This window comes from Marinomonas sp. 5E14-1 (genome assembly GCF_039939215.1).
GTDB lineage: Bacteria > Pseudomonadota > Gammaproteobacteria > Pseudomonadales > Marinomonadaceae > Marinomonas.
Window position 1 is genome coordinate 258,382 of sequence record NZ_JBDXMW010000002.1, and the last position, 22,514, is coordinate 280,895.

A 22,514-nucleotide genomic window follows, 5' to 3' on the forward strand; every position below is an offset into this window, starting at 1 on the left:
ATCTTACTCAAATAGTTGTATATACATTTAACTAATTAAATGAAAAGCATTGAAGCAAACCGTATTCTTTAGGAGATTCAAATGGCAAAGCAAACCATCGATCAAAAACGTTTTCGTGCTGGTGAAGTCAGAGCGGCGACAGGCACTAAATTATCTGCAAAATCTTGGTTTACAGAAGCACCAATGCGCATGTTAATGAACAACCTAGACCCAGACGTAGCGGAAAACCCTGAAGAGTTAGTGGTTTATGGCGGTATTGGTCGTGCGGCACGTGATTGGGAAAGCTACGATAAGATCGTTGAATCACTTAAAGAATTGGAAGAAGACGAAACCTTGTTGGTTCAATCTGGCAAACCTGTTGGCGTATTTAAAACTCACAGCAATGCACCTCGCGTATTAATTGCTAACTCTAACCTAGTGCCACATTGGGCGAACTGGGAGCATTTCAACGAGTTGGACGCAAAAGGTTTGGCAATGTACGGCCAAATGACCGCGGGTTCTTGGATCTACATTGGCAGCCAAGGTATTGTCCAAGGGACTTATGAAACTTTCGTTGAAGCTGGTCGCCAACATTACAATGGCAACTTAACAGGTCGTTGGGTGTTAACGGCTGGTTTAGGCGGCATGGGCGGTGCGCAACCTTTAGCGGCGACGTTAGCAGGCGCCTGTTCATTGAATATTGAATGCCAACAAAGCCGTATCGACTTCCGTCTTCGCACCCGTTACGTGGATGAGCAAGCCGCTGATTTGGACGATGCGTTAGCACGTATCAAAAAGTACACAGAGGAAGGCAAAGCCGTATCGATTGCGCTTTGTGGCAACGCCGCTGACATCTTACCTGAAATGGTAAAACGCGGTGTTCGTCCTGATATGGTGACAGACCAAACGTCAGCACACGATCCATTAAATGGTTACTTGCCATCTGGTATGAGCTGGGAAGAATACCGTGAAAAATCACAAGCCCAACCGGCAAAAATCGTCACGGCAGCGAAAAAAACTATGGCGGTGCATGTTCAAGCTATGTTGGACTTCCAAAAGATGGGCATTCCTACTTTCGACTATGGCAACAATATTCGTCAAATGGCGATGGAAGAAGGCGTGGAAAATGCCTTTGATTTCCCAGGTTTCGTACCAGCGTATATTCGTCCATTGTTCTGTCGTGGTATTGGCCCATTCCGTTGGGCTGCGCTTTCTGGTGATCCAGAAGATATTTATAAAACCGACGCAAAAGTAAAAGAAGTGATCGCTGACGATGCACATCTTCATCATTGGTTAGACATGGCACGCGAGCGTATTCAGTTCCAAGGTTTGCCTGCACGTATTTGTTGGGTGGGTCTTGGCCAACGAGCCAAGCTTGGTCTTGCTTTTAACGAAATGGTTCGCAGTGGCGAATTGTCAGCACCGATTGTCATTGGTCGAGATCACCTAGATTCAGGGTCGGTTTCAAGCCCTAACCGTGAAACCGAAGGCATGCAAGATGGCTCTGATGCGGTATCGGATTGGCCATTATTGAACGCGCTATTAAACACAGCGTCTGGCGCGACTTGGGTGTCTTTGCATCATGGTGGCGGCGTTGGTATGGGCTTTTCTCAGCATTCCGGCATGGTGATTGTGTGCGATGGTAGTGATGATGCGGCAGAACGAATTGCCCGCGTATTAACGAATGACCCAGCGACAGGTGTCATGCGTCATGCTGATGCGGGTTATGACATTGCTATTGAATGCGCGAAAGAACAAGGCTTAAATTTGCCGATGATCACAGGTAAATAAATAGCATAAATACGCTATTGTGCATCACCTTCTGATATCAAATAGTGAAGACGTCATTAAAAGGCCTTCTGTGCAAAGGCCTTTTCGATTTTTAGAGAAAAGAGGTTTCCAATGACAGGCAATACACCACTTGTTTTAGACAGCTTATGGCTTGGTGCGAACGTGGCAACTATGAAAGATGGTCGCTATAACGCAATTGAAAAGGCGGCCATTGGCGTCTTCGGTGATCGTATTGCTTGGCTTGGGGAAGCGAAGAATCTTCCTGAATACCAAGCAGAGCAAGAGCATCATCTTGCTGGTGGTTGGATCACACCTGGATTAATAGATTGTCACACGCACCTTGTATTTGGTGGCAATCGCGCAGAAGAATTCGAACAACGACTAAACGGCGTGAGTTACCAAGACATCGCCAAGCAAGGAGGCGGTATTGCTTCCTCGGTCAAATCCACACGAGAAGCAAGCGAAGCTGAACTGGTGGAAAGTGCAACACGTCGTTTGAAAAGCCTGATGGCGGATGGCGTGACCACAGTGGAAATCAAATCCGGTTATGGTTTGTCCTTCGACAGCGAATTAAAAATGCTGCAGGTGGCAACTGAATTGGGTAATGAGCAGCCTGTGACAATCAAGCGCACCTGTTTGGCAGCGCATTCTATGCCGCCAGAATACGACGACAAAGACGCATATATTGATCACTTGTGTGACACGGTGTTGCCCAAAATCGCAGCACTTGGGGTCGCTGACACCGTAGACGCTTTTTGTGAAGGCATCGCTTTCAGTACTGAACAAGTGGCGCGTTATTTCAAAACCGCAACAAACCTTGGCTTACCTGTTAAAATCCACGCAGAGCAGCTTTCGCCTTTGGGCGGCACGCGCATGGCGTCGTCGTTTAAAGCTTTATCTGCGGATCACATTGAATTTATTGAAGAAGAAGATGTTCGCGCCATGGCTGAATCTGACACGGTTGCCGTGTTATTGCCCGGCGCGTTCTTTACATTGAAAGAAACCCAATGCCCGCCAATCGACTTACTGCGCCAACATGGCGTGAAAATGGCCATTGCGACGGACGCAAATCCGGGAACGTCTCCCGCTCTATCTTTGCGATTAATGATGAATATGAGTTGTACGCTATTTGGTTTAACACCAGAAGAAGCCTTAGCAGGCGCAACCATTCACGCTGCAAAAGCGCTTGGTATGAGTGACACACACGGCAGCTTGGAAATAGGTAAAATCGCAGATTTTGTCTGTTGGGACGTGGAAAGTCCGGGAGAACTTAGTTATTGGTTAGGTGGTAATCTAGTGAAAAATCGGATTCATATGGGTACAGAGCAACAAGGAGAGCAATCATGAAGCATCCATTAACCATGCCTGCATTTGAATTTACACAAGGCGATTCTCCTTTGTTGATCAGCATGCCTCATTCTGGTCTGGCGTTAACAGCAGAAGTAGAAGCCGGCTTATCAGCGCAAGCCAAAAAACTCCCAGACACGGATTGGTTTATTCCAGAGTTGTATGACTTTTTCTCATCATTGGATGTGAGTTGCGTTAAAGCCAATTACTCTCGCTACGTGATCGACTTGAATCGGCCGTACGACGACAAGCCTTTGTACACAACGAAAACCACAGGATTGTTCCCCGATATTCTTTTTGAAGACAGCCCAGTGTTTGACCAAGGCAAAGCCCCAAATGATAAGCATAAAGCCTTTTGCAAAGATGAGATTTGGAAGCCATATCACACGATAATTGAACAAGAATTGGCACGACTCAAAGCCAAATTTGGCTACGCCATTCTATTCGACGCTCACAGCATTGCTGCCCAAGTTCCGATGTTATTTGACGGTACTTTGCCAGACTTCAACTGGGGAACCAACCAAGGAGCGTCTTGTCACGAAAACATCGCTAACGCCGTCACACAAGTTGTGCAGCCATACTATACGCAAGTGGTAAACGGACGCTTCAAAGGCGGCTACATCACTCGCCAATACGGCCAACCAGACAACAACATCCACGCCATCCAACTGGAACTATCCCAAGCCACTTACTTAAACGAAAATATATTAAAAGATCATCGATATGAGTTAGATCTCCAAAAACTACCAGTTATAAAAGATCAGCTAAAAAACATCATCACATCGATTCTTCAAATTAGCTTATAAATATAAAGGCTAACTTTTATAAAACACACAGTTCCCCTCCTCTCATTTAAACATCAACAAATCCCATGCCCATCGATAGAGATATTCCTTCAAAGGAATATCTTTAATATATATTTAAAAATTCATATCGCTATTAAAGAGATATAAAATACTTTCATCTTACTATTTTTAAATAATTGACGGAGCAATGCATGAATCGCGTAACACGCATAAATATGATGGCTGGCGCAGCAATAACTCTAACGTTATTATTGGCTGGCTGTTCATCTGATGAAGCTGATGTAGCAACAGAAGACAAAGAAATCATTCGTCCAGTCAAACTCCTCACTATAAAGTCCACCGATGCAGTCAATATTCGTCGCTTCCCTGCTGAATTACAGGCAAGTGAAGAAGTAGACTTGGCTTTCCGTGTCGGCGGTCAAATTATCAAGTTAGATGCAACATCTGGACAACGGGTTAAAAAAGGCGATTTGTTGGCGACACTTGATCCAACTGACTTCCAATTACAAATTGAATTAGCGCAAGCAAATCAAAGTCTAGCTGAATCGCAGTTCAAACGAATTCAAACCATGCTAGAGCAAAATGCGACAACACGTTCTCAGTATGACTCTGCAAAAGCCACGCTAGACCAAGCGAATAACGCGCTTCAAACGGCAAAAAATCAACTTAAATACACCAAGGTTTACGCGCCATTTGATGGTGTTATCTCGTCTGTTGATACTGAAAACTTCCAATATGTCAGCGCGACACAAAAGCTGATGCATATTCAGAACATAGACAAGCTAGAAGTCGACTTCCAAATACCAGAAGGTTTGGTTGTAAGCATTCGCTCTACTCAATCTGACTACACTCCAAGAGTCGTTGTTGATGTGGCACCAGAAGACCTTCTGTTCGGATCTTACAAAGAGCATAAAACAACACCTGATCCAAATACCAAGGCGTACGATGTAACCTTAAACCTGATACGCAAAGGCAAAGGTATGTACACACTTTTACCAGGCATGACCGCCAACGTAGATATGGATTTGAACCAGCTATTAGGCGAAATAAAACATTACACTGTGCCTGTTGAAGCTGTGTTGCGTCACGAAAACACCACAACAGGGAAATCAGAAAGCGCGGTTTGGGTTTTCAATGAAAGTACGAATAAAGTTGAATCTCGCCCAGTGAAGCTCGGAGTTTTACAAGGTGATTCCATTGAGATCGTCGAAGGTATTAAAGAGAACGATCGCGTTGTAACCGCTGGCATTCACACTCTCACAGAGTCAATGCAAGTTCGTCCTTGGACACGTGAGAGAGGTCTATAATGGATATTGCAGCGTATTTTATGAAGCGTAAGGTTACCAGCTGGATGGTCACCTTGATCCTTCTGATTGGTGGTGCCTTGGCATTTACCAGTTTAGGACAATTAGAAGACCCTGAGTTTACCATCAAGGATGCCTTGATCATCACAACATATCCAGGCGCTTCACCAGAACAGGTGGAAGAAGAAGTCACCTATCCGATTGAAAGCGAGCTTCAAAATCTACCTTATGTGGACAAAATTACGTCCACATCAAAAGCGGGATATTCAAAAGTTCAATTAACGATCAAAGACACATACCGTGCCAAAGAGCTGAAACAAATTTGGGATGAAGTCCGCAAGAAAATCAGCGATATTTCTGGTGGTTTTCCAAGCGGTGTTAGCACGCCAACTGTGTACGACGACTTCGGTGATGTATACGGCGTTATGCTGGCTATTCATGGTGACGGCTACCCATACAAAGACTTGGAAAATTACGTTGATTTCATCAAGCGTGAACTGGTTTTGGTGGACGGCATTGCGAAAGTAAGTGTTGCTGGAGAACAAAGCGAACAGGTTACGATTGAGATTTCACGCTCTAAATTAGCCAATATGGGTATTACGTCTAGCGAATTGCAAACCCTATTAGCGAACCAAAACAGCGTATCCAATGCCGGCAGCGTCAAAGTAGGCAGCGAGTACGTTCGCATTAGTCCAACTGGCGAATTTAAAGACATTTCTGAATTAGAAAACCTCATCATAGGTGAGCCGATCGATGGCAACCTAATTCGCTTAAGTGACGTTGCAACAATCAAACGTGAATACTCTGACCCTCAAACACATATGGTAAACTTCAACGGTGAGAAGTCCTTGTTATTGGGTATCTCATTCTCTTCTGGTGTGAACGTAGTAAAAATTGGTGAACAACTAGAAAACCGCATTGAAGAGCTTAAATACCAACAGCCAGTTGGCATGGAAATGGATGCTATTTATTTCCAATCAAAAGAAGTGGATCGCTCCGTTTCTAATTTCTTGCTGAACCTAGTTGAAGCTGTCGGAATCGTTATTCTTGTGCTTTTGATTTTCATGGGTATCCGCTCTGGTATCTTGATCGGTCTTATCTTGTTGCTGACTATTCTTGGCACCTTTATCGTCATGGATTACTTCAGTATCAACCTACAAAGAATCTCACTAGGTGGTTTGATTATTGCTCTCGGGATGCTGGTCGATAACGCCATTGTGGTAACCGAAGGCATACTCATCGGTTTGCAGCGCGGTATGACAAAAGTTCAAGCTGCAAGCTCTGTAGTCAAACAAACAAAATGGCCTTTATTAGGCGCCACCGTCATCGCAATTATGGCCTTCGCACCAATAGGTTTGTCTCCAGACTCTGTAGGTGAATTTGTTGGCTCACTCTTTTATGTATTGCTCATTTCACTGTTCTTAAGCTGGATTACAGCCATAACACTAACGCCTTTCTTCTGCGATCTATTCTTCAAAGAATCCATTGCAAAAGCAGACAATGAAAACGAGCAAGAACAAGAGAAAGTTGATCCATACAAAGGCTTCATGTTCACAGGTTATAAGTGGTTGTTAGACAAGGCCATGCATTACCGCTGGCTCACTGTCATCGCATTGATTGGATGTTTGTTGACATCTGGTTGGGCTTTTCAGTTTGTGAAGCAAGCTTTCTTCCCGCCTTCTACAACGCCAATGTTTTACATGGATGTGCAGATGCCGGAAGGCACACATATTGACGATACTTACGCAAAAGTGTCGAAAATTGAGAAAGAGTTGCTGGAAGATGATCGTATTGAATACGTGACATCCACAACGGGACAAGGCGCATTGCGCTTCATGTTGACCTACAACGCAGAGCAGACAAACTCTAGTTATGCTCAATTTATTGTTCGCACAAAAAACGAAGAAGAGATTCCACAGTTGTTCGAGGAGCTTCACCTCAAAATGAAGGAAGACTACCCTGAGCTAGAAGTGAAATTACAGCGCCTTCAATTAGGGCCTTCAAGCGGTGCGAAAATTGAAGCTCGCATCAGTGGACCAGATCCTAAACTGTTGCGTCAGTTTAGCGCTCAAATCCAAGAGATTTACCGAGCAGACGGCGGCCTAGAAAGCATTAAAGACAATTGGCGTCAGCCAGTAAAAGTGCTTCGCCCTATCTTCAATGATGCTCAAGCACGCCGTTTAGGCATCAGTAAAACCGACTTAGATAATGTGTTGTTAACCAACTTCACCGGCTCTCGTATCGGCTTATATCGTGAAGGCACAGATTTGTTGCCTATCATGCAAACGGTTCCTGAGAACGAAAGATTGTCGATCGACCAAATTCGTGATTTGCAAATTTACAGTCCGTCTTCTGGCTCGTACGTAACGCTTTCAACCTTGGTGTCTGGATTTGAAACCACATGGGAAAATCCAATCATCGAACGTCTTGATCGTAAACGTACCATTACCGTAATGGCAGACCCTAACATTCTAGATGACGAAACGGCTATGGCTGTATTCAGCCGTATTCGTAACGATGTTGAAGCCATCGAGCTTCCACCAGGTTACAACTTAGAATGGGGTGGTGAATACGAAAGCAGCACAGACGCACAAGCGAATATTTTCAGTGCCTTGCCAATGGGTTACTTGTTTATGTTCATCATTACCGTGTTGCTGTTCAATTCGGTTCGTGTGCCTCTTACCATTTGGTTTTGTGTGCCTTTGGCCTTGATCGGTGTTTCTACGGGCTTGCTTGTGATGAACTCGGCGTTTAGCTTCATGGCATTGCTAGGCTTCTTGAGTTTATCGGGCATGACGGTGAAAAACGGTATCGTTTTGGCCGATCAAATTAACTACGAACTTGAACAAGGCACAGAGCGATACGAGGCGATTTTCAACTCAGCAGTGAGTCGTGTGCGCCCTGTTTGTATGGCTGCGGTCACAACTATTTTGGGTATGATCCCATTATTGTTTGACGCCTTCTTTGAAGGCATGGCCGTTGTTATTTCATTCGGCCTAGGGTTCGCAACCATTTTGACTTTGATTGCTGTCCCTGTGTTTTATGCACTCATGTTCCGAGTGAAATATCGCCCACATAATGAATTTGATTAGTCGATCTTGAAACATCGAAAAATCCGTCATGAATGAAGGGATCAAAGAGCTTTGACGCTATTTATGTCGAAGCTCTTTATTTACTCACAACACATTGAAAAATTCGCGCCATAGGAAAGCTTATGCAACTAGACGACATCTTAAAATTAGACATTAAGTTACTCGTCGCCTTTGCTACCATCATGGAAGAAGGCAGCGTATCGAGAGCCGCAGAGAAACTTGGCGTCACTCAACCTGCGCTCAGTAAAAGCTTGCAAAGATTAAGGGAGTTATTTAAAGACTCTCTTTTTACTCGTCAAGCCTATGGTTTAACGCCAACGGCACGAGCCTCTGAATTACACAGCTCAATACAACCTATTTTAAGCTCTCTCTCTGAGTTGATGAATCCAAACACCTTGGATTTAAAAAGCCTAGATCGCCGCTTTAAACTGCGAGTTGATGAAGGCGATTTAGAAAACTTTATTGAACCACTATTAACATCCATACAAGATGAAGCGCCTGGTGTAAGACTCGCTATCACCTCATGGGGCGATTCACAGTTTGAAGAGTTAATATCGGGTCATGTTGACCTTGGGATCATGAGGCTCAACGACACACCAGGGAACATTCGCAGTAAACTGGTTGGTCATATGGAAGCATGCATTGTTTTAGGTGAAGCTCACCCATTATTCCACCAAGATAAAGCCTCATTACAGGAATTGCTCGACCATAAAGTTGTAAAACCTCATTGGCGACATAACCACAAAAACTCATTTACAAGAACTGAGCAGAAACTAAGAGAAAAGGGTTATAAGCTTCAACCTACCTTAGAAACCGACAGTTTGATGGCCACTATGCAAGCCGTAAAGCAAGGAATGGCCTTGGTTACATCTCGGTCTATTGGTGATTTATTTCTGAAAATAATGTGTCCACAAGGCGCGATAACAAAAGTAAAAATTGTACCCGTGCCACAGGAAGTAATTGAATTGGATGAGAATAAAGGCCGCCTACCCATCCATATTTTATGGCATGAACGCTTTAATAATGATTTGGCTCACCGTTGGCTGAGAGAACAGATTATTCACTTTATGCGTGAATCACCGTGGATGCATCCACCAATTTAATCATCTTAACTGTCACAGGTCAGAGCTCTCATTCATAAACGACTCAGTTTTGACTACACAGCACCGCGTTCAGCTCTCACCCATTCAAAGCGTGGAATACTCTCTTGGTTGATAACAACGGATTCTTTAAACATGCTTAATGGTCTTGCCCACCAGCCACATTCACCGTACAAGGCTTGATAAATCACCAAGCTCTCTTCTGTTTCGCTGTGTTTTACTACTCGCTCAACCCAATATTCCGCACCTTTATAATGCTGATAAACGCCTTGCTTCATTTTCTAACTCTCTATACTTTTTAAAAATCGACTAAAAAAGCCATTATTCAGAAAAAACTGTCGCCAATTAGAAAGTTTTGCTCTTACGCCCTTTTTGTAACTCAGCAATAATGAACACATAACTAGCTAATTAACCGATTTCAGGATTTTCCTATGTATCTAGTACGTCCAGTTGACTTTGCAGACCTTCCCGCACTAGAGCGCCTTGCTCAACAAGCTGGTATCGGCATTACCAACTTCCCTGCAAACAGAGACAGACTGAACGATAAAATTGCGTCTTCTCGACGTTCCTTCCAAATGGACGTTGTTCAGCCGGGGGATGAATCCTACTTGTTTGTTCTGGTTGATACTAGTACAGATGAAATTGTTGGTTGTTGTGGCATAGACGCAATGGTCGGTATTGATACCCCTTTTTACAGTTACCGCATTGATGAAGTGGTTCATGCATCACCACAATTGCAAATTCACAACCGAATCCCAGCTCTATTTTTATGTCACGACTACAACGGCACCAGCCGTCTGATTGCTTTAGTAGTGGACAAAGCGCACCAAAACCAAACGGCTATGTCCTTGTTATCAAAAGTAAGGTTACTCTTTATCGCTCGTCATCCTGAGCGTTTTACAAAACGCATCTTTGTGGAATTGCGTGGCGAAAGCGACAAATATGGCTATTCAGCGTTTTGGGACGCTCTTGGAAAGCACTTTTTCTCCATGGACTTTCAAAAAGCGGACTATCTTTCAGGGGTGAGTAATAAACATTTTATTGCGGACTTAATGCCACGATACCCAATTTATGTGCCGACACTGCCGGAAAACGCTCAAGATGCGATTGGCGTCATCCACGAAAATTCTAGTCAAAGCGTGGACATATTATTAGACGAGGGGTTTGAGTTCCGCGGTTATGTAGACATTTTTGACGCAGGCCCAACCATTGAAGCACGAACAGAAAGCTTAAAAACCGTTGCCAATCAAAAAACAGGCAAGGCGTTAACTTTAACGGGTACGTCTAAAGGTCCAATGCACATCATCGCAGCAGGTCATTTAGAAAGTTTTAGAGCCACTGCGGCTTGCGCAGAATACCAAGCAGCAGGCTTAAGCTTAGAGGAAGAAACCCTAGATCATCTGGCCGTTTCATCGGGTCATCGCATCCAATGGGCGAAACTTTAAATACAATTTTTATGAGTTTTTGTGGCGTCACTTCAGTGAAAAACATCACAAAAAATTATCACAGCAGATTTACTGGATTTTAGAGGATTACCACCATGATGGTCATACGCCCAATTAACCAAAATGATCTGAAGTCGCTTTACCGACTTGCAGAACAAACCGGAATAGGTTTTACCTCTTTGGTCGCAGATGAAGCCATTTTACAAAAGAAAATCGATGGTGCTGTACGCTCTTTTTCTAAAGAAGAAGTAACATCGCCATCAGAAGAAGACTATTTAATGGTGCTAGAAGACTCTTCCACTGGCCAAGTTGTCGGTACTTGCGGCATATTGGCGACAGTCGGCTTAGAAGAACCTTTCTATAGCTACCATTTAGGCACAATCACCCACGCGTCTCGCGAGCTTGGCGTACATAACGCGATTCCAACTTTGATTCTGAACAACGACTTCACTGGCTGCAGTGAGATTTGCACCTTGTTTTTGGAAGAAAGCTATCGCCACTCTAAAAACGGACAACTACTGTCTAAAGCCCGCTTCATGTTTATGGCGCAGTTTCCTGAGCGCTTCACTGAAAAAGTGTTCGCGGAAATGCGAGGCGTGAGCGATGAAAACGGTGTATCGCCTTTATGGGAAAGCTTAGGTCGCCACTTCTTCTCTATCGACTTTGTCAAAGCAGACGAATTAACAACTCAGGGCAACAAGCAGTTCATCGCTGAATTAATGCCAAACAACCCAGTATACGTCAATCTATTGCCGAAAGAAGCTCGTAACGTGTTAGGTAAAGTTCACACCAATACCGTACCAGCACGTCGCCTTTTAGAACAAGAAGGTTTCCGCTACGAAAACTACGTGGACATTTTTGACGGCGGCCCAAGCCTAGAAGCCAGAGTGGAAGACATTCGTGCTGTACGAAACAGCCGTTTATGTTGCGTTGAAATAGGTGAACATACTGAATCCGAAGGAGGCAGCCATTATCTGGTTTCCAATACCAAGGTAACAGATTTTCGATGCATATTAGTTCAGCGTAATACATCGCCTGTAGAAGAAATAAAGTTAACTCAAGAAGAAGCAGACGCGCTTCAAGTCAAGGTGGAAGAAGCTGTTCGTGTAGTGGAGCTATCTCCAAACACAAGTCGCTAACATTCAACTATTACGGAAAGAAGCCTTTGTCGAACCTCAAAAAAACAAGGCTTCCATAAAGGGGTTATCATGAAACAGTTACATTATATTAATGGTCAATGGCTCGCAGGCGAAGGCAGTGCTTTTCACTCTATTGATCCATCAGATGCAAGCCAAGTATGGCAAGCCAATAGCGCCACCGTTCAACAAGTTGATTCAGCGATTAGTGCTGCACGAGATGCATTTCCAACATGGGCAAACCGCCCGCTTGAAGAACGCCTTGCCATCATTGATGCTTTTGCCACATTGGTAAAAGAAAACAGCGAAGCCATCGCCACAATCATCAGCCGAGAAACCGGCAAACCAATTTGGGAAACGCGTACCGAAGCGGCGGCCATGGTGGGTAAAGTGACCATTTCAAAGCAAGCTTACAACGAGCGAACGGGTGAAAAAACCACACAAATGCCTGGAGCAACCGCCCGTTTACGTCATCGTCCACACGGCGTTGTTGCTGTTTTTGGCCCTTACAATTTTCCAGGTCATCTGCCAAACGGTCACATTGTTCCCGCGCTTATTGCTGGTAACACTGTGGTGTTCAAGCCAAGCGAACAAGCACCAGCCACCTCGGATCTTATTATCCAGTTGTGGGAACAAGCAGGTTTACCAGCAGGTGTGCTTAACTTGGTTCAAGGAGAACGAGAAACAGGCGTGGCCTTAGCCAATCATCAAGGCATCGATGGACTATTCTTCACTGGCAGCCCACAAGTCGGTCACATATTACACAAAGACTTCGCAGGTCATCCGGGGAAAATTCTCGCCTTAGAAATGGGTGGCAACAACCCTCTTTTGGTGTCTGAAAAAATCGCAGATCAACGCGCGGCAGTGCATGAAATCATTCAATCTGCTTTTATTTCAGCGGGTCAGCGTTGCACTTGCGCACGACGTTTATTGTTACCTAAAGGTAAACTTGGTGATGCCGTTCTGGCCACTTTAGTCGCCGCAACCAAAGCATTGCGCATTGATCGATTCGACGCTGAAGAACAACCTTTCATGGGGCCAATTGTGTCAGCGCAAGCGGCAGATGGTTTAATGCAAGCCTATAAAAAGCTGATTGATCTCGGCGCTGACTCCCTCTTAGAAATGACTCGCGGCGAGGCAAACACAGGTTTTATCACACCGGCCATTATCGATGCGACGAATATACTGGACGATTTACCAGACCAAGAATACTTTGGCCCCTTGCTCACCGTGATTCGTTATGACTCATTGGATCACGCCATGGACATCGCCAACAACACGCAATTTGGTCTGTCCGCAGGTATTTTGTCTGACGACGCCGCGGAATATGAGTGGTTTTTACAACATAGCCGAGCAGGCATTATCAACTGGAACCGTCAAACCACAGGCGCAGCAAGCAGCGCACCCTTTGGTGGAACTGGCGCCAGCGGCAATCACAGAGCCAGTGCTTACTACGCCGCAGATTATTGTGCTTACCCAGTTTCCAGCATTGAAGCCGATAGCCTTTCCATGCCTGAAAAACTGGGCCATGGCTTAACTTTGTAATTTGAAAGCACTTAACAGCACTTAATAAAAAACAGAGAATCAAAGATGAACAAAGCGACAGAAGCCAATTTCGATGGTTTAGTGGGACCCACTCACAATTACAGCGGCCTTTCATTTGGTAATGTCGCGTCAGTAAACAACTCAGCACGTCCATCAAATCCGAAAGCCGCCGCCAAACAAGGCTTAGTCAAAATGAAAACCTTGGCCGACATGGGCTTTGTGCAAGGCGTGTTAGCACCTCATGAGCGTCCACACATTCCAACATTACGTAAACTTGGTTTCACAGGTTCCGACGCCAAAGTGCTCGAACAAGTGGCAAAACAGTCGCCTAAACTTTTGGCCTCAGTGAGTTCCGCTTCTTGCATGTGGACGGCCAACGCGGCTACCGTTTCGCCAAGCGGCGACACCAAAGACGATCGCGTGCATTTCACGCCAGCGAACTTAATCAATAAATTTCATCGCTCTATTGAACACGAAACCACAGGTGCCATCTTACAAGCCACGTTTAAAGACGACGCGCATTTTGCACATCATCACGCCTTGCCAAACGTCGATCACTTTGGTGACGAAGGCGCGGCAAACCACACACGTTTTTGCGATCAATATGGCGAACGAGGCATCGAATTCTTTGTCTATGGTATGGAAGCTTTTAACCAAAGTGCGCCACGCCCAAGCAAGTTTCCTGCGCGTCACACATTGGAAGCGTCTCAAGCCGTCGCTCGTGCACATGGTTTAGTGGATAACCATGTGGTTTATGCACAACAAAACCCAGACGTCATCGATGCGGGTGTTTTCCACAACGATGTGATTGCCGTTGGCAATCGCAACGCGCACTTTTACCATCAAGACGCTTTCCTTGATACGGCAAAAATGAAGCAGGATTTACTCACGGCTTGGGGCGACAGAGCCTCGCCATTCCATTTAATTGAAGTACCAAGCAACCGAATATCCATTGAAGATTGTGTGCAATCTTATCTCTTTAATAGCCAATTATTGAGCCGTGGCGACAACGACATGGTGCTTGTGGTGCCAGAAGAATGTGAAAACAACCAAGGCGTTTGGCGTTACTTAAAGGAATTGGTGGAAGGCCCTTCACCGATCAATGAGATCAAAATGTTTGACCTCAAACAAAGCATGAGCAACGGCGGCGGCCCAGCTTGCCTTCGATTACGAGTGGCTTTAACCGAAGCAGAGCATCAAGCAGTTAACCCTTTCACATTAATGAATGATGCGTTATTTGAGCAACTTACGAATTGGGTGGATAAACATTACCGAGACGAGCTGCACGAAGCCGACCTCGCCGACCCTCAACTCTTGATGGAAAGTCACACAGCATTGGATGAATTGACGCAGATATTGAAACTAGGCAGCGTGTACGAATTTCAACGATAAACCCAACGGTTCCTTTATATCGCCTAAAAGCACGAAACACGGCCTACATTGATTGTCTTTTGTAGGCCGTGATTGGTTTAGTATTAAACAATCCTTGATGACAGCTGTCTTGCGGCTTTTAACGCTTGTTGCCCGACCAGTCGCGGCACCATTGAAATCGCCTCCAATAATCCAATGGATGCGGCATTTATCAAGCCAAATTACTTGTCTACCAAAGAAGAAGTGATTCCGGGCAAAGACGCCGTATACGACGACACCATGATGACATATTACCGCGAAAACGCAGGATCGATTTATCATCTATGTGGCTCTTGTGCCATGGGCCCCAGCGCGAAAGACTCTGTGGTAGACAGCCAATTAAAAGTACACGGAATACGTAACCTGAGAGTAATCGATGCCTCTATTTTCCCAAACATCACGTCTGGCAATGTGAATGCGCCAACCATGATGGTGGCGGAAAAAGGGGCTGAGATGGTGAGAGAAGATCACGGCAAATAACTCAGCCGCTAAGCCTGTATTTCATTGCTCTACAAACAAAAATGCCTTCTTTAAGAAGGCGTTTTTTTAGAAATGTTCACCGTTTTCGTAGTAATCCTTACCCTTAATATCATGGAACAAAACGGTAATATCTTGACCGCTGTCTACTAAAGGTCGGAATAGCTCCTCAATCAAAGAAGCCACTTTTTGCTTTATTTCATCACCACGATCAAACCATAAAATATCGAAAAATGGATAAGCAGGAGAAGCGCCGCCCATGACAAGATAGGTCGTCGGTTGGTATTCAAGCGTAAAGTGAGAATTCGGCGTATCGGTTATTTCGGCCATGCTTTCAATGAGAATATCAGCAACTGATTCTAACTCGTCAAAAGACAGTCCACGAACACGTAAATGAGGCATAATAATCCTTAATCAATAGCGTTACATCGAGGTCATTCCTATTTCCCAATGACCAAAAAGCTTATCGTTTAAGGATGCACCATTTTTTAATATTCATCTACATAATCGAATGAACGGCTATTAATTACTTGGCCATCCAACACCACATCGACACTCCATGTACCATCAAACCCTGGCATCAGACGTTTGCTTGACCATACACGCCAGCGATCGCCACCAATCTCAAACGCCACATCTGCTTGGTCTTCACCGTCTAACTTCCAGCGATGAACAACTTGATTCCCAGACATTTCTCGCAAATCCGTAAAGAAGTACACACGTTGAATTTCACCGTACTCCACTTTTACAACATTACCGATATCATCAATAGGCTCACGATCGATAACCGCTGTCGAGAATTGAGCACGAGCAACGAAACCTTCAGCCAAGACAGGCGCAGCAATCGCAAAGGATAACATGCCAGTAAGGAGAACTCGGGTTAGCACTTTGACCATAATTAAATCCTTAGTGTCTTGAGATAGGAGCAATAAAAAATAAACGACTCAAAAAAGCATTTTGAATCGTTTATTTTACAAAAGTATTTATGACAAGTTAGCTGAAAACAGCGTAAATAAAATGAGAAATTTGTGTTATTTTGCAAATTCTTCCACTTTATTTGATATAAGCCATTAAAAGCCTATCAAGAAAAGAGACTACTTACCTTGGCGGTCAGCAAGTGGCGTAGAAAAAGTGTATTCCATATCCCAAGGGAAGCGAATCCACGTATCTTGGCTTACTTCTGTAATAAAAGTATCCACTAAAGGCTTACCTGCAGGCTTTGCATAAATCGTTGCAAAGTGTGCTTTTGGCAGCATTTCACGAACTTTTTCCGCTGTGCGTCCAGTATCAACAAGGTCGTCGATCAAAATAAAACCTTCGCCATCCCCTTCAACGCCTTTTAGTACGTTCAGGTCACCTTGCTTCATAGCGCCTTCGCCAGCTTCGCCTTCTTTGTAACTCACGACACAAATTGTATCAATCAGACGAATGTCCATTTCACGGCATAAAATAGCAGCAGGAACCAAGCCACCACGAGTAATTGCAATGATACCTTTCCATGGACCTTGTTCAAGCAAACGCCAAGACAAAGCACGTGCATTTCTATGTAACTCTTCCCATGATACAGGGAAATCTTTTGAATAAGGGGTCATCGAAGTTCCTAGGCTTTCGCACTATCAGTTTTTATGAGGCCGATTTTAAAGAAGTCATTTCTAAAAGTCCGATTTTAACGGCATAGGTAGGCCTGCCGCAACAAAAGTTACCCGATTGGTCAATTTAGCTAAAGATTGATTCATACTGCCCGCTTCATCAGCAAATCGCCTTGCCAAAGTGTTCATTGGCATAATGCCCAACCCGACTTCACTGGACACCAAAACCAAATCTCCTTGGAATGCTTCTACTACTTTCAATAAAGCCTGTTTCTCTTGCTCCAATCGTTCCTCATCTTCCAAACAAAGAAGATTCGTCAGCCACAAGGTAAAGCATTCCACAATGACAGCTTGGTCTGGAGAGTTCAGCGAGTTTAATACATCAGCAAGCGCCAGCGGCTCCTCAATTAAGCGCCATTCCGCAGGACGGTTTTCTTTGTGCAATTGCACCCGCTTTTCCATGTCGTCATCCCACGCTTGAGCTGTCGCCACATAACAAACTGGTTTACCAGATACAGCCACTTGCTTTTGAGCAAAAGCACTTTTCCCGCTGCGAACACCACCAAGTACTAAATGCTTCATGCCAGTTCTCCCCTCGTCATTCCAACGTTTGGACCTTGATTTTTCCCGCCCGTGCCTCTTAACAATTGAATAAGCGCTTTATCGAGCACAGGGATTTCCTCCATAGCCGGCAAGGCAACACGAATCCAACCTTCGCCAAGCCGGGTATGAATGCCGACCTGATGCAACATGTCGAACACTTGCTCCGCATATTCATGACTGTCTAACGTCCAAGTGATAAAAAGAGGGTTCAGTACACTGTCTTGAGAATCAAAGATCGTATTAAACTTAGGCATCACTCGCTCAATAAAAGCCGACTGACGATGTCTCAACGAATCAATGGCTTGCGTTTGCCATTCCACATCCGTAAAGGCCAAGCTGACTAAATGCAAACTCGGTGTCGCAACAGGCCAAGGTCCCATTAAGTTTTTCAGTATTGTTTGCCACTTATCCGCACAGAAAACAAAGCCAACACGAGCGCCAGCCAAACCAAAGAACTTGCCAACAGAACGCAACAAAAACAAGGATTCAGGCCATGATTCAACCGCATTCTGCGACAACAAACTACGCTCTGAACAAGGATCAATAAAGGCTTCATCGACGACCAAACTAGCACCCTGCTGTTCTGAATGTTGAATCACCGCAGACAAGGTATCGGCCTTTGCCCATTCGCCTGTTGGATTATTGGGTTGAATAATCACAGCCACAGCAAAATTTTCATCAAGCAAGGCGGCAATCGAATCGTAATAAGCCAATTCAAAACCCCATTTCCGCCAAACAAAAGCGTGCTCTTGATAACCGATTCTCGGCACAAAAACGATGTTACTTTTCAGCGAGCGACTCTCTTTGCTCTCTTTTATTAACAAAGGTAAGGCTTCAATAATATGCTGCGAACCAGCACCCAACGCCGTCGGTCGGCGGCCATAATAGTTCTCGGCGACATCCAATAAAGCGGTTTGATCTGGTAAAGACATCCAATGTTCCGGCTCTATGGTCGGAATGGGCCAAGGCTCACGGTTACAAGCAGAAGATAAATCCAGCCAATTTAAGGCTTGATTACCGACTTTACGCTGCCAATAAGCCAAATCTCCACCGTGCTTTGGTGGCGCTAAATTGAGTTTCGAAACCGCTTTTTCAGAAAGCTCTTTTTCAGTAGGAGTTAGACCAGAAGACATATTACCAATCCCCATAAATACACGCTTTTATCCACCAGCAAAATCGCCTCGTTTAAATGCCTTGGCTCAGGCTTCATGTGGTTTTCTGAGCTTTCATTGCCCTCCTCATAACCAAGAACGGGCCTCGTTTCTGTTTTACCAAAATACTGCGCTTCGCCACCAAGCAAAATCCCCAAAGCGCCCGCGCCTGCCGCCATGACAGGGCCAGCATTTGGGCTTTTCCAACGCGCAGACTCACGACGTGAACTGTAAATCGCTTTATGCCATTTGCCGCAAGCGGCGTAACTGTAAATAACCAATCGAGCTGGCACATAATTCAATACATCATCAAAACGCGCCGCAAACCAGCCAAAGTGCAAAAGCTCCGTCGTTTTATAGCCCCACATGGCGTCTAATGTATTCGCCAGTCGGTATAACAAAACACCCGGAGCGCCTAGAATAAGAAACCAAAATATCGGTGCAAAAATCGCATCGCTGCCATTTTCCAAAACGGATTCAATACCCGCCTTCGCCACATCCGATTCATCCAAGCTTTTGGTGTCTCGGCTAACAATATGACTAACGGCAAGGCGTGCTTCATCCAGTTTCTCTGTGGTAATTGGGGTTGTGGACAACGGCTGATAGATAGCTAACGCGTGTTCCCGCAGGCTTTGCCAACCAATGGCGAAATACAAAACAACCACAGACAAAACATGATCTAACCAATTGGGTAACAACCAAAACAAAACCAACAGAAGAATTAGCCAAGGCACCACAGCCAACAGCCAAGCCTGAACGCCAGACAAGCGTTGTGTCTGAGCAGTTTCGTCTAAAGGCAATTGCGTATATTGGCGACACAGATCCACCCAACGACCAAACCAAATAAGTGGATGCCAGCTTTTTGGCTCACCTAGCAAGCGGTCCAAGACCAAGGCTGCCACAAGAATTAAGCTGATGGTGGAAAACACCTCAAAGAAACCAGTAAAAATACTGTCTGAATTAGAAAGGATCATAAATATAAGTCGTTTTTTCACTTAACAAGACAAGAAGGTAAGGTAGAATTCTATCACCTTATTGATTTAAAGCGTGACGAACTGAATGCCAGCTTTTAGCTTAATGGTCCAAGGGACAACCTCGGACGCCGGAAAAAGTACCCTAGTAACCGCTTTGTGCCGTTTACTTGTTCGACGCGGTATCAAGGTCGCGCCTTTTAAGCCGCAAAACATGGCACTCAACAGCGCTGTCACAAACGACGGTAACGAAATTGGTCGCGCACAAGCCGTGCAAGCCTACGCCGCCGGTTTAGAAGCCCACGTAGACATGAACCCCATTCTGCTAAAACCAAATACAGACACAGGCGCGCAGGTCATTATTCAGGGCAAAGCCATTGGCAACATGAACGCCGTTGGTTATCACGAATACAAAACCGTCGCCAAAGACGCTGCGCTAGAATCCTATTATCGGCTTGCTGATCAATATGACGCCGTATTGATCGAAGGCGCTGGCAGCCCAGCCGAAATCAACTTGCGCGCTCGCGATATTGCCAATATGGGGTTTGCCGAAAGCGTTGACTGCCCTGTTATCATCATTGCCGACATAGACAAAGGCGGCGTGTTTGCTCACCTTGTCGGTACATTGGCATTGCTCAGCCAGAGTGAACAAGACCGCGTGATCGGCTTTGTCATCAATCGTTTTCGTGGCGACATTAGCTTGTTGCAATCCGGCTTAGATTGGCTCGAAGAGCGAACAGGCAAACCAGTTTTAGGGGTTTTGCCTTACTTAACTGGTTTTCATTTGGAGTCGGAAGACGCTGTCACTAAAAGCCCGATCAAAACAGAAACCAACACCAAGCTCAACATAGTGATTCCTATCATGCCGCGCACCAGCAACCACACAGATTGGGACGCGTTGCGCCTTCACCCAGATGTTCAAGTGACCTTGGTTGGCGCAAATGAAGCCATTCCACCAGCCGACTTGGTTATCTTGCCCGGCAGCAAAAGCGTACAAAGTGACCTCGCGTTCTTACGCGAACAAGGTTGGGAAGAATATTTGAACAAACACCTGAGATACGACGGAAAAGTCATCGGCATTTGTGGCGGATTCCAGATGCTTGGAGAGGTCTTATTAGACCCACTGGGACTGGAAAACAAAACCGCCAACACCAACGCCAAAGGCTTCGGCTTCATTCCCATGGAAACGGAATTAAAAGAAGAAAAACAACTCAGCCAACGCCAAGGAACACTAAATATCACTGCGAAAAATTGCCAAGTCACCGGCTATGAAATCCACTCTGGCGTATCGCGTTTTGCCGAAGAAGTCCGTCATTTCTCGACCCTTGAAAACGGCGAACAAGAAGGGTTTATCTCAACAGACAACAAGATCATTGGCACGTATCTTCATGGTGTTTTTGATCACCCAGAAGCCCTCACTGTATTGTTAGAATGGTCAGGCGTACAAGAAGCCAATCATTTTAATTACGACCAATTCCGCGACAGTGAAATCAACCGACTCGCCGACAGCGCCGAACAACACATGAAAATCGACGAACTGATAGAAGAATGCAAAAGGTTTCAGTCACGCCTTTACTGATTAATATAAAACTCTTTTTTAAACACAAAATGAGCTTCCACCATTCACATATTTAAAAACACATTAAAATATGAAGCACATTCAGAAATAAGATTTGTTATGAATATGAATCAGCTTGAAATGTCTTATTGAAAATACAGATTATTGGAAATAGTAATTTGAGGAATTTGGTGAATGTTATTGCTTCATATGTTCCTTACGCCATGCATTTGGAGTCACACCAACAACTCGGCGAAAAGCCGCTGAAAATTTACTTGGATTTGAATAGCCAATATTGATCGCCACGTCGGTGATATTTAAGTTACCTTGGCATAATAGGCGCTTAGCGTATTCCATTCTACGTAAGGTAAAATACACATAAGGTGTGTACCCAACGGTCATGGTAAATGAACGAGTAAAACTGCGGGTATCTTGTCCAACTAATGTGGCTAATTCAGCAATACTGACATCACTGCACACTTTACTTTCTATATATTCAAGTACTGTCTCAATATGTCTCTTGCTTAAAGAATAAACCGATTTTTTCGACATAGGCTTATATTCAGCATTACTCAAGTGTTTGAGAATCGCATTCAGACCATGTTCAAAAAAAGCACTTGATAGCCCATGTAATTCGGCATCACGCCATAATGCATTCATAACCGAACTAAGGTATACATCGTTATGCAATTGAGAGGCGGCTGGAATGAAATCTTCCGTTGTATATGTATGTTCTGTAAGAGAATTTAAAGCGCTCAAATTCACCGCAATACCCAGCATGTCTGTTCCAGGAAAAGAACCAAAAACCGACGTGTTTGGTAACGCCATCGTGAAAGTGCCTGGGCGTAATACACCTTCAAGTGATGGCCCTTCTCCAGACCGGTGTATTCTTCCAACCTTTGCAGTACACAGTGTTAGCATTAAAAAAGGTGCCGCCTCAAATTCACCTTCAAATGGGGAAAAACGTGCATGAGCAAGCATTGCCATGCCCTTCTGATCGGACACAGAAATAGAAGGTGTTGCCTCTAATTCAGCCATTCTGGCGTTAAAATCGTCAACTTCATTTGACCAACCATCAGACTCTTTTCTCTGCATATTAGTGATCTGAGACATCGTTTTATTATCCCCATTTTGGAGTATTTGCCTGCTATTGGAGTGGTTAGTAGCTAAAAATCGATGTTAATCTAATTGATAAACGTTATCAATTAGA

At 44.7% G+C, this 22,514-nt stretch carries 20 protein-coding genes; 12 read left to right on the top strand and 8 right to left on the bottom strand.

The annotated features are described in order from the left end of the window. The first annotated feature begins 81 nt into the window (after window positions 1–81). The 6 genes from hutU to ABFY09_RS02840 all read left to right on the top strand — a co-directional run bounded on the left by hutU (window position 82) and on the right by ABFY09_RS02840 (window position 9,422). Window positions 82–1,770 (top strand): urocanate hydratase, encoded by a 1,689-nt coding sequence (hutU, locus tag ABFY09_RS02815; protein ID WP_347982770.1) that lies wholly within the window; start codon window positions 82–84, stop codon window positions 1,768–1,770. Between the two features lie 111 nt (window positions 1,771–1,881). Next, entirely contained in the window at window positions 1,882–3,117 is a 1,236-nt protein-coding gene (gene hutI / locus ABFY09_RS02820) for an imidazolonepropionase (protein WP_347982771.1), read from the top strand. Beyond that, window positions 3,114–3,923: an N-formylglutamate deformylase gene (hutG, locus tag ABFY09_RS02825; RefSeq protein ID WP_347982772.1), complete on the top strand. Its 810-nt coding sequence runs from the start codon at window positions 3,114–3,116 to the stop codon at window positions 3,921–3,923. The genes hutI and hutG overlap by 4 nt, the downstream gene beginning before the upstream one ends. Before the next feature lie 191 nt (window positions 3,924–4,114). Next, window positions 4,115–5,230 carry an efflux RND transporter periplasmic adaptor subunit gene (locus tag ABFY09_RS02830; RefSeq protein ID WP_347982773.1) on the top strand — a complete coding sequence of 372 codons (1,116 nt, stop codon included), beginning with the start codon at window positions 4,115–4,117 and terminating at the stop codon, window positions 5,228–5,230. After that, entirely contained in the window at window positions 5,230–8,319 is a 3,090-nt protein-coding gene (locus ABFY09_RS02835) for an efflux RND transporter permease subunit (RefSeq protein ID WP_347982774.1), read from the top strand. Before ABFY09_RS02830 ends, ABFY09_RS02835 begins: the two co-directional genes overlap by 1 nt. Before the next feature lie 122 nt (window positions 8,320–8,441). Beyond that, window positions 8,442–9,422 carry a LysR family transcriptional regulator gene (locus ABFY09_RS02840; protein ID WP_347982775.1) on the top strand — a complete coding sequence of 327 codons (981 nt, stop codon included), beginning with the start codon at window positions 8,442–8,444 and terminating at the stop codon, window positions 9,420–9,422. 53 nt (window positions 9,423–9,475) lie between these two features. On the opposite strand, the gene ABFY09_RS02845 is transcribed toward ABFY09_RS02840, so the two are convergent. Further along, window positions 9,476–9,697, bottom strand: a complete 222-nt coding sequence (locus ABFY09_RS02845) for a DUF1653 domain-containing protein (protein WP_347982776.1) — start codon at window positions 9,695–9,697, stop codon at window positions 9,476–9,478. 153 nt (window positions 9,698–9,850) lie between these two features. Between ABFY09_RS02845 and ABFY09_RS02850 the strand changes: the two genes are divergently transcribed. The 5 genes from ABFY09_RS02850 to ABFY09_RS02870 all read left to right on the top strand — a co-directional run bounded on the left by ABFY09_RS02850 (window position 9,851) and on the right by ABFY09_RS02870 (window position 15,435). Beyond that, on the top strand, window positions 9,851–10,864 hold the full coding sequence (locus tag ABFY09_RS02850; protein WP_347982777.1) for an arginine N-succinyltransferase: 1,014 nt from the start codon (window positions 9,851–9,853) through the stop codon (window positions 10,862–10,864). Window positions 10,865–10,959: 95 nt separating this feature from the next. Continuing rightward, the gene (gene astA / locus ABFY09_RS02855) at window positions 10,960–12,003 is read left to right on the top strand and encodes an arginine N-succinyltransferase (RefSeq protein WP_347982778.1); all 1,044 of its coding nucleotides are present in this window, start codon (window positions 10,960–10,962) and stop codon (window positions 12,001–12,003) included. A 69-nt stretch (window positions 12,004–12,072) separates the two neighbouring features. Then, the gene (gene astD, locus ABFY09_RS02860; RefSeq protein WP_347982779.1) at window positions 12,073–13,545 is read left to right on the top strand and encodes a succinylglutamate-semialdehyde dehydrogenase; all 1,473 of its coding nucleotides are present in this window, start codon (window positions 12,073–12,075) and stop codon (window positions 13,543–13,545) included. A 45-nt stretch (window positions 13,546–13,590) separates the two neighbouring features. Then, window positions 13,591–14,937 (top strand): N-succinylarginine dihydrolase, encoded by a 1,347-nt coding sequence (gene astB, locus ABFY09_RS02865; protein ID WP_347982780.1) that lies wholly within the window; start codon window positions 13,591–13,593, stop codon window positions 14,935–14,937. A 204-nt stretch (window positions 14,938–15,141) separates the two neighbouring features. Then, a complete protein-coding gene (locus ABFY09_RS02870; protein ID WP_347982781.1) occupies window positions 15,142–15,435 on the top strand; it encodes a GMC oxidoreductase in 294 nt (97 codons plus the stop codon). Window positions 15,436–15,501: 66 nt separating this feature from the next. Here the strand turns inward: ABFY09_RS02870 and ABFY09_RS02875 are convergent, their stop codons facing one another. The 6 genes from ABFY09_RS02875 to cbiB all read right to left on the bottom strand — a co-directional run bounded on the left by ABFY09_RS02875 (window position 15,502) and on the right by cbiB (window position 19,749). Further along, window positions 15,502–15,834, bottom strand: a complete 333-nt coding sequence (locus ABFY09_RS02875) for a DUF1904 family protein (protein ID WP_317004919.1) — start codon at window positions 15,832–15,834, stop codon at window positions 15,502–15,504. Between the two features lie 86 nt (window positions 15,835–15,920). Further along, on the bottom strand, window positions 15,921–16,328 hold the full coding sequence (locus ABFY09_RS02880; protein ID WP_347982782.1) for a DUF2914 domain-containing protein: 408 nt from the start codon (window positions 16,326–16,328) through the stop codon (window positions 15,921–15,923). Between the two features lie 198 nt (window positions 16,329–16,526). Further along, window positions 16,527–17,024: a xanthine phosphoribosyltransferase gene (gpt, locus tag ABFY09_RS02885; protein WP_347982783.1), complete on the bottom strand. Its 498-nt coding sequence runs from the start codon at window positions 17,022–17,024 to the stop codon at window positions 16,527–16,529. 60 nt (window positions 17,025–17,084) lie between these two features. Then, window positions 17,085–17,603: a bifunctional adenosylcobinamide kinase/adenosylcobinamide-phosphate guanylyltransferase gene (gene cobU / locus ABFY09_RS02890; RefSeq protein ID WP_347982784.1), complete on the bottom strand. Its 519-nt coding sequence runs from the start codon at window positions 17,601–17,603 to the stop codon at window positions 17,085–17,087. Then, the gene (locus tag ABFY09_RS02895) at window positions 17,600–18,757 is read right to left on the bottom strand and encodes an aminotransferase class I/II-fold pyridoxal phosphate-dependent enzyme (protein WP_347982785.1); all 1,158 of its coding nucleotides are present in this window, start codon (window positions 18,755–18,757) and stop codon (window positions 17,600–17,602) included. Before ABFY09_RS02895 ends, cobU begins: the two co-directional genes overlap by 4 nt. Then, window positions 18,742–19,749, bottom strand: a complete 1,008-nt coding sequence (gene cbiB, locus ABFY09_RS02900; RefSeq protein ID WP_347982786.1) for an adenosylcobinamide-phosphate synthase CbiB — start codon at window positions 19,747–19,749, stop codon at window positions 18,742–18,744. Before cbiB ends, ABFY09_RS02895 begins: the two co-directional genes overlap by 16 nt. Before the next feature lie 85 nt (window positions 19,750–19,834). Here cbiB and ABFY09_RS02905 point away from each other — a divergent pair, with 85 nt between their 5' ends. Next, on the top strand, window positions 19,835–21,325 hold the full coding sequence (locus tag ABFY09_RS02905; protein WP_347982787.1) for a cobyric acid synthase: 1,491 nt from the start codon (window positions 19,835–19,837) through the stop codon (window positions 21,323–21,325). A 177-nt stretch (window positions 21,326–21,502) separates the two neighbouring features. On the opposite strand, the gene ABFY09_RS02910 is transcribed toward ABFY09_RS02905, so the two are convergent. Next, window positions 21,503–22,417 (bottom strand): AraC family transcriptional regulator, encoded by a 915-nt coding sequence (locus ABFY09_RS02910; protein ID WP_347982788.1) that lies wholly within the window; start codon window positions 22,415–22,417, stop codon window positions 21,503–21,505. Window positions 22,418–22,514: the final 97 nt, after the last annotated feature.

Bases quoted from the DNA above. Each gene is read 5' to 3' on its own strand.
- ABFY09_RS02905 (WP_347982787.1), top strand. From the start codon at position 19,835: ATGCCAGCTTTTAGCTTAATGGTCCAAGGGACAACCTCGGACGCCGGA.
- hutI (WP_347982771.1), top strand. From the start codon at position 1,882: ATGACAGGCAATACACCACTTGTTTTAGACAGCTTATGGCTTGGTGCG.
- ABFY09_RS02875 (WP_317004919.1), bottom strand. From the start codon at position 15,834: ATGCCTCATTTACGTGTTCGTGGACTGTCTTTTGACGAGTTAGAATCA.
- ABFY09_RS02910 (WP_347982788.1), bottom strand. From the start codon at position 22,417: ATGTCTCAGATCACTAATATGCAGAGAAAAGAGTCTGATGGTTGGTCA.
- hutG (WP_347982772.1), top strand. From the start codon at position 3,114: ATGAAGCATCCATTAACCATGCCTGCATTTGAATTTACACAAGGCGAT.
- ABFY09_RS02840 (WP_347982775.1), top strand. From the start codon at position 8,442: ATGCAACTAGACGACATCTTAAAATTAGACATTAAGTTACTCGTCGCC.
- ABFY09_RS02895 (WP_347982785.1), bottom strand. From the start codon at position 18,757: ATGTCTTCTGGTCTAACTCCTACTGAAAAAGAGCTTTCTGAAAAAGCG.
- ABFY09_RS02830 (WP_347982773.1), top strand. From the start codon at position 4,115: ATGAATCGCGTAACACGCATAAATATGATGGCTGGCGCAGCAATAACT.
- ABFY09_RS02845 (WP_347982776.1), bottom strand. From the start codon at position 9,697: ATGAAGCAAGGCGTTTATCAGCATTATAAAGGTGCGGAATATTGGGTT.
- hutU (WP_347982770.1), top strand. From the start codon at position 82: ATGGCAAAGCAAACCATCGATCAAAAACGTTTTCGTGCTGGTGAAGTC.
- ABFY09_RS02880 (WP_347982782.1), bottom strand. From the start codon at position 16,328: ATGGTCAAAGTGCTAACCCGAGTTCTCCTTACTGGCATGTTATCCTTT.
- astD (WP_347982779.1), top strand. From the start codon at position 12,073: ATGAAACAGTTACATTATATTAATGGTCAATGGCTCGCAGGCGAAGGC.
- astA (WP_347982778.1), top strand. From the start codon at position 10,960: ATGATGGTCATACGCCCAATTAACCAAAATGATCTGAAGTCGCTTTAC.
- cbiB (WP_347982786.1), bottom strand. From the start codon at position 19,749: ATGATCCTTTCTAATTCAGACAGTATTTTTACTGGTTTCTTTGAGGTG.
- ABFY09_RS02850 (WP_347982777.1), top strand. From the start codon at position 9,851: ATGTATCTAGTACGTCCAGTTGACTTTGCAGACCTTCCCGCACTAGAG.
- ABFY09_RS02835 (WP_347982774.1), top strand. From the start codon at position 5,230: ATGGATATTGCAGCGTATTTTATGAAGCGTAAGGTTACCAGCTGGATG.
- gpt (WP_347982783.1), bottom strand. From the start codon at position 17,024: ATGACCCCTTATTCAAAAGATTTCCCTGTATCATGGGAAGAGTTACAT.
- astB (WP_347982780.1), top strand. From the start codon at position 13,591: ATGAACAAAGCGACAGAAGCCAATTTCGATGGTTTAGTGGGACCCACT.
- cobU (WP_347982784.1), bottom strand. From the start codon at position 17,603: ATGAAGCATTTAGTACTTGGTGGTGTTCGCAGCGGGAAAAGTGCTTTT.